The organism is Dolichospermum sp. UHCC 0259 (assembly GCF_009711935.1).
Lineage (GTDB): Bacteria > Cyanobacteriota > Cyanobacteriia > Cyanobacteriales > Nostocaceae > Dolichospermum.
This window is the reverse complement of the sequence record NZ_VIKX01000217.1, coordinates 1-4757: the sequence shown is the minus strand read 5'-3', so window position 1 is coordinate 4757 and position 4757 is coordinate 1. Positions and strand designations below refer to the sequence as shown.

The following is a 4757-nucleotide window of genomic DNA, read 5'->3' as shown; positions in this document are numbered from 1 at the left end:
GAGGATTGGTTTAATCTATTCTTTCAAAGTATTATTTTTTCTCGGTTCAGTTGCCTGTGAGTTGTTTTCTCTCTTCGGCACTTATTTAATATATCAACCTCTTCTATTCTTGTCAAGGGGTTTGAGAAATATTTTTTTAGGGGTGGGTGAAAATAACTGAAAGCTCTATGCAATTAGGGATTCAGGGTATTTTTGATTTATCGGATCAACAATAATGTCATGGATGTGGCGAAAAACCCAGAGTGATATTTCCTGCTTGATGCGGGTTAGCGAAAAAAGTAATCGGTAATAAGGGGTTTAAATTCTGTGTTCATGTGTTTGGTAATATTGATGGATTTTTGGGTGTTGGTCAAGGAAATATGAATTCTGTGTTATTCAAGGGCGCAAAGGTGTAAAGAGTAGGAGGTTGAGAAAGGAAAGGAAATTTTTGATTTTTATATCCCAATATTACACATTGCTGATGCCTCCGGTAGGCTATGGTGAATGCTATGCGGGCTATCAGCAATGCCGATTTTTGTGTCCTGATCATGTAATTAACGTTATTTATCGGGAAGTTTTTGAGGGAGAATCCTTTTGCAAGCGCAGTAATGTATTATAAAGCTGTCGTTTTAAATTACTGTTATTTTGGATTTCTAAGGTAATTTTGTTGAATTGCTCGATGGTGAGACCACTATCCTCAACTATCTTTTGAGAATGGTTGCAATAATTTACGGCAATATCTTTGGCTTTGTTTGGTAGTGTACTGAAACTTTTGGAATCATTACAGATTACTTGGGGAATGTCTTTACTACCGATAAGTTTTTTAATTTCTTTAAAGGCTTGCTGGCGGGCTGGCTCCATGCCTAATACAGCTTTTGCGTAATTAGTTACTTCTGTATTGTTAAGGTTTAAAGTTTGAGCAGCTACTTTGGAGTTGAGGCCAAAAGTCCCGAAAATCAGACTTGTACTGGTAAGAGTTGCCAAAATTAAGGGTTGACAGAGGGTTCTCTGCAACCGTTTGGTTAAATAAAGACTATAAGTTTTGAGCATATAAACAGGTGACACAGAGGGAAAATAGGGAATACCATAATGGGTCTGAATTATTTTCTGAATTAGAAGTTCCAGTCAAGATTGAAATTGCATATTTTTGATGGGGATATTAAGTGCGGCGACATATTTGACAAAGTTCGATGACTTTAGTTTGGAGTGTTGAGGTTTCGGATGCACCTTGCTTGAGGCTGACTTCTAATTCTAATAGCAGTGGTAAGGCAGAGATGAGTTGCTGTAGGGGGAGGGATTTGACTTCTTGCTGTAGGAAGTAGATACGTTTGGGGTTAGATATTTCAGCGCCTTGAGCGATCGCTTGGGGGTTGCGTTCGCCACTGTCCATCATCATTTTGACTAATAACCAGGTGCGAAATTGACCAATGAGTGTGGCAACTATCCGTAAACCTGGTTCGGCGGCATTACTTAGATCACCTAAGATTCCTAAAGCTTTTGGGGTATCTCCTGTTCTGATGGCTGTTGCTAATTGTAAGGTATTTTGAGTAGTATTTCTGACTAATTCAGATACTGTATTCACGTCTAAGGGTTTGTCGCTGCCTTGGCTGTAGAGGCGTAATTTCTCTAGTTCATTGTGGAGAAGACGGGTATCATTACCTACGGATTCCGCTAATAGTTCGGCTACGAGGGGACTGATTTTTATGCCGACAGTTTGAGCGGTTTGTTGAACTGATTGGACTAAAAGTTCGGTTTTCCAAGGGGGAATGAGGGAAAATTCGGAAATGGTCGCAAATTGTTTGAGGAGTTTTGTGCTTTTAAGGCGTTCATCTGGTTTGTTGCGACTGGTTAATAGTAAGGTGGAGTCTGGAGGGATGACCTTAAGAGTGCGTTGTAATTCTGCGAGGATGTGATCTGGACAATTTTGGGTCATAGTGGTGTTGATGAGCCATACGAAACGCCCACCTGCACCGAATGGCGGTGTCATTGCTTGATTTAAAGCTTGGACGATAGGATCGGGTTGATCTGGAGGAAATGAGGTATAGTTAAAACTAGTCCACAGGGGATCAAGAGTGCGATCGCGCAAAGTGACTACAGCTTTTTCCATTGCAAAATCGTCTTCGCCCCAGTAAACATATATTGGCATAGCAATTTAAAATTAAAAATTAATTTGGTCAAATTGAGTAAATCTCCCTACAATCTATCAAAAGAGCGCAAGGTGATCAAGATTGGACGACAACTACCAAACTTATTTAAATCGGGTAGCACGCATGACGCTACCAGAAGCTTACAAAACCCAGATTCAGCATATTCAGGAATCTTCTAAATTTCGAGTTCATGCTGGAGTAAGAGTTGCTACACCCTTTCCAGGCTATACGCTGATTACTCCACCAGCAGCAGAAGACATAAAAAATGTTGCCTTCTACAGTCACATAGAAGCCTATCAACGGCAATTATTAGAGCTACCCATTGCTAGTGATTTGATTGTACCTGTTCCTCCTGCTAGTTTTCATGTGACGGTGGCAGATTTAATTTGGGACAGTGCTTTTCATCATGCTTGTACAAAAAACCCTCAATTTGCTGAAGATTTGAATTCTCAATTAGCTGAGAGGTTTCAAGAATATCAAAAATTGATGACAAAGGGATCACCTATATCTTGGCAAATGTTGGGGTTGATTGTCATGCCCAGGGCTGTAGGTGTGTGTTTAGTACCAAAAGATCAACGTTCCTATGAGGAAATTATTCAATTCCGACGGATAATTTATCAAAACCGCACATTAATGGGTTTAGGCATTGAGCAGCATTATAATTTTACTGCCCATGTGACATTGGGTTACTTTGGCGAAATTCCCCCAGAATTAAACCGAGTAAGCCTAAATACCATGTTTTGTGAGTTTAATCAATCATTGCCGTTAGATACCCCAGATTTTCTCATTAATCAGGTGGAATTACGAAAATTTGATAATATGACCCATTATTATCGTCAACCAGACTGGCCGAGTGTGAATTTTTAAGTTCAAAAGCTGATTGAAAATCACGGACACACAAGTAAAACCCACGTAGGTGGGTTTTACTTATTTGAATTTTCCTAAATCCGCGCCCGGTTTGGGTGATAACCTATCGCTGAAACGATTAATTGATCAATATTCAAGAGAACTTTTGCAAAAGTTTTTTATGCTGTAATGAGTGGCTTTTTGAGTTCAATTTAATTAAATATAGTTATGTAGTTAGATAGTGATTCCTACGTAATCCTGAGTATAATAGGGAATAGAGGGTCATTATTTCTGACTCTTGAGTGGGTGCAGTTCCGTGATTTGACTGGGCGCAGGCCCTGCGCCCCTACTCCTGACTTAGTTCCTTCCCGCAGGTACAGGGTTGACTAATTGTGAGCGATTTTGCCTAAATTGTAACTTAGTATTTGTCGAACCTGAATTTAACTGATGTTGTTTTCGCCAATTTGCGGGGGACAAACCATCATGATATTTACTAAACTGTCGAGAGAAATGAGAAGCATTTTGATAACCTATTTTAACAGCAATTTCTTCAATTGTCTGATTAGTATTTTCCAATAAAGATAAGGCTTCTACCATTCGCCGTTTCACAATCCAAACATTTATTGGCTTTCCTGTTTGTTTACCAACTTGGCTAGTTAAATATGCAGAAGAATAACCCATAGCTTTGGCAACATTTCTGGAAGTAATTCCTTCTTGATAATTAGCTTCAATATAGTCAAAAACCTTTTTAAGATGGGGAATAGCTGGAAAAATTGATTGAGAATTTACTGATGTGTTTGGTAATTCTGTTAATGCTAATTGATTGGGGTTTGTCGCATACCAGTATCTAAAAAGAGCTTGTTTTTGTAATCTAATCGCAATGGCTCGCAATAACTCATCCGTCGTTGCCGGTTTAGTTAAATAATCATCTGCTCCCAATTCCATTGCTTTTCGCAAAGATGCTTTTGTATTAATAGCAGTCAAAAAAATAAAAGGAGTAATTGCTGTTAATGAATCTTCCCGGAGATGACTTAATACGGTATAACCATCTATGTCTGGAATTATTAGGTCACAAATTACCAAATCAGGTAAATATTTTTTGATTAATTGCAGTCCAATCATGCCATTTTCTGCACCTATAGCATTATAGCCTTGAGAGTGAAGACAATCTAAAACAAAATTGCGGTTGACAATATCATTATCAATGACGATAATTCTTTTTGTTTCGTACATAATTATGACAATCACTAGATTTTGTTATTTTTAGCTATTACTAAACTCTGTACCGATTTACGGACAAACTTGGATATAAACAGAGGAAAAGGAAACACGAAATTCGAGTAAAGAGTTAATAAAATCTTGATAATTGCTATTTTCTCAATGAGTAATTAATCTTTAGCAGCTTCATATTTAAGTTTGAATAAATCTGATTTTATCAATAAAAAGTAAATACTTTCAACTTAGTTGCATGAAAAAAATAATGGTTATTTTTATTACTTTTTACTTGAGTCACCCTGAAAGTTGAGCGTCTTAACATAAGAATGCCATATTGTCAATTAATATCTGTGTAAACTTGGGGATGGTGAGATTTGATAAATAGGTGAATTGTGGGTTATTTACCTGATTTCACTAAATTTAGTCTCTTTTGCATTCAACTACGAAAGAAGATACAAAGTCATCTGTCGCCAGGAATATCTTTTTGCCTTAAATTAGCTGCTAATCATTTAACAGTAGTTTTTCACTCTCCCCCCACTTTCGAGAGTTTATAGGGTAGGTAGAAGTAGG

General features: G+C 37.7%; 4 protein-coding genes. 1 reads left to right on the top strand and 3 read right to left on the bottom strand.

Annotated features, from left to right (window positions below):
* Window positions 1-543: 543 nt before the first annotated feature.
* Together FJR05_RS18480 and holA are read right to left on the bottom strand one after the other, a co-directional pair.
* Complete coding sequence (locus tag FJR05_RS18480) at window positions 544-1029, bottom strand: DUF4168 domain-containing protein (RefSeq protein WP_168645473.1); 486 nt, start codon at window positions 1027-1029, stop codon at window positions 544-546.
* A 109-nt stretch (window positions 1030-1138) separates the two neighbouring features.
* Window positions 1139-2125 carry a DNA polymerase III subunit delta gene (holA, locus tag FJR05_RS18475; RefSeq protein ID WP_168645472.1) on the bottom strand — a complete coding sequence of 329 codons (987 nt, stop codon included), beginning with the start codon at window positions 2123-2125 and terminating at the stop codon, window positions 1139-1141.
* A gap of 82 nt (window positions 2126-2207) precedes the next feature.
* On the opposite strand from holA, the gene FJR05_RS18470 reads away from it, so the two are divergent.
* Window positions 2208-2993 carry a DUF1868 domain-containing protein gene (locus FJR05_RS18470; RefSeq protein WP_174783772.1) on the top strand — a complete coding sequence of 262 codons (786 nt, stop codon included), beginning with the start codon at window positions 2208-2210 and terminating at the stop codon, window positions 2991-2993.
* Between the two features lie 336 nt (window positions 2994-3329).
* On the opposite strand, the gene FJR05_RS18465 is transcribed toward FJR05_RS18470, so the two are convergent.
* Complete coding sequence (locus tag FJR05_RS18465; RefSeq protein WP_168645471.1) at window positions 3330-4205, bottom strand: DNA-binding response regulator; 876 nt, start codon at window positions 4203-4205, stop codon at window positions 3330-3332.
* Between the last annotated feature and the right edge of the window lie 552 nt (window positions 4206-4757).

Excerpts from the sequence above, each read along its gene's own strand:
- FJR05_RS18480 (WP_168645473.1), bottom strand. The coding sequence starts at position 1,029 with ATGCTCAAAACTTATAGTCTTTATTTAACCAAACGGTTGCAGAGAACC.
- holA (WP_168645472.1), bottom strand. The coding sequence starts at position 2,125 with ATGCCAATATATGTTTACTGGGGCGAAGACGATTTTGCAATGGAAAAA.
- FJR05_RS18465 (WP_168645471.1), bottom strand. The coding sequence starts at position 4,205 with ATGTACGAAACAAAAAGAATTATCGTCATTGATAATGATATTGTCAAC.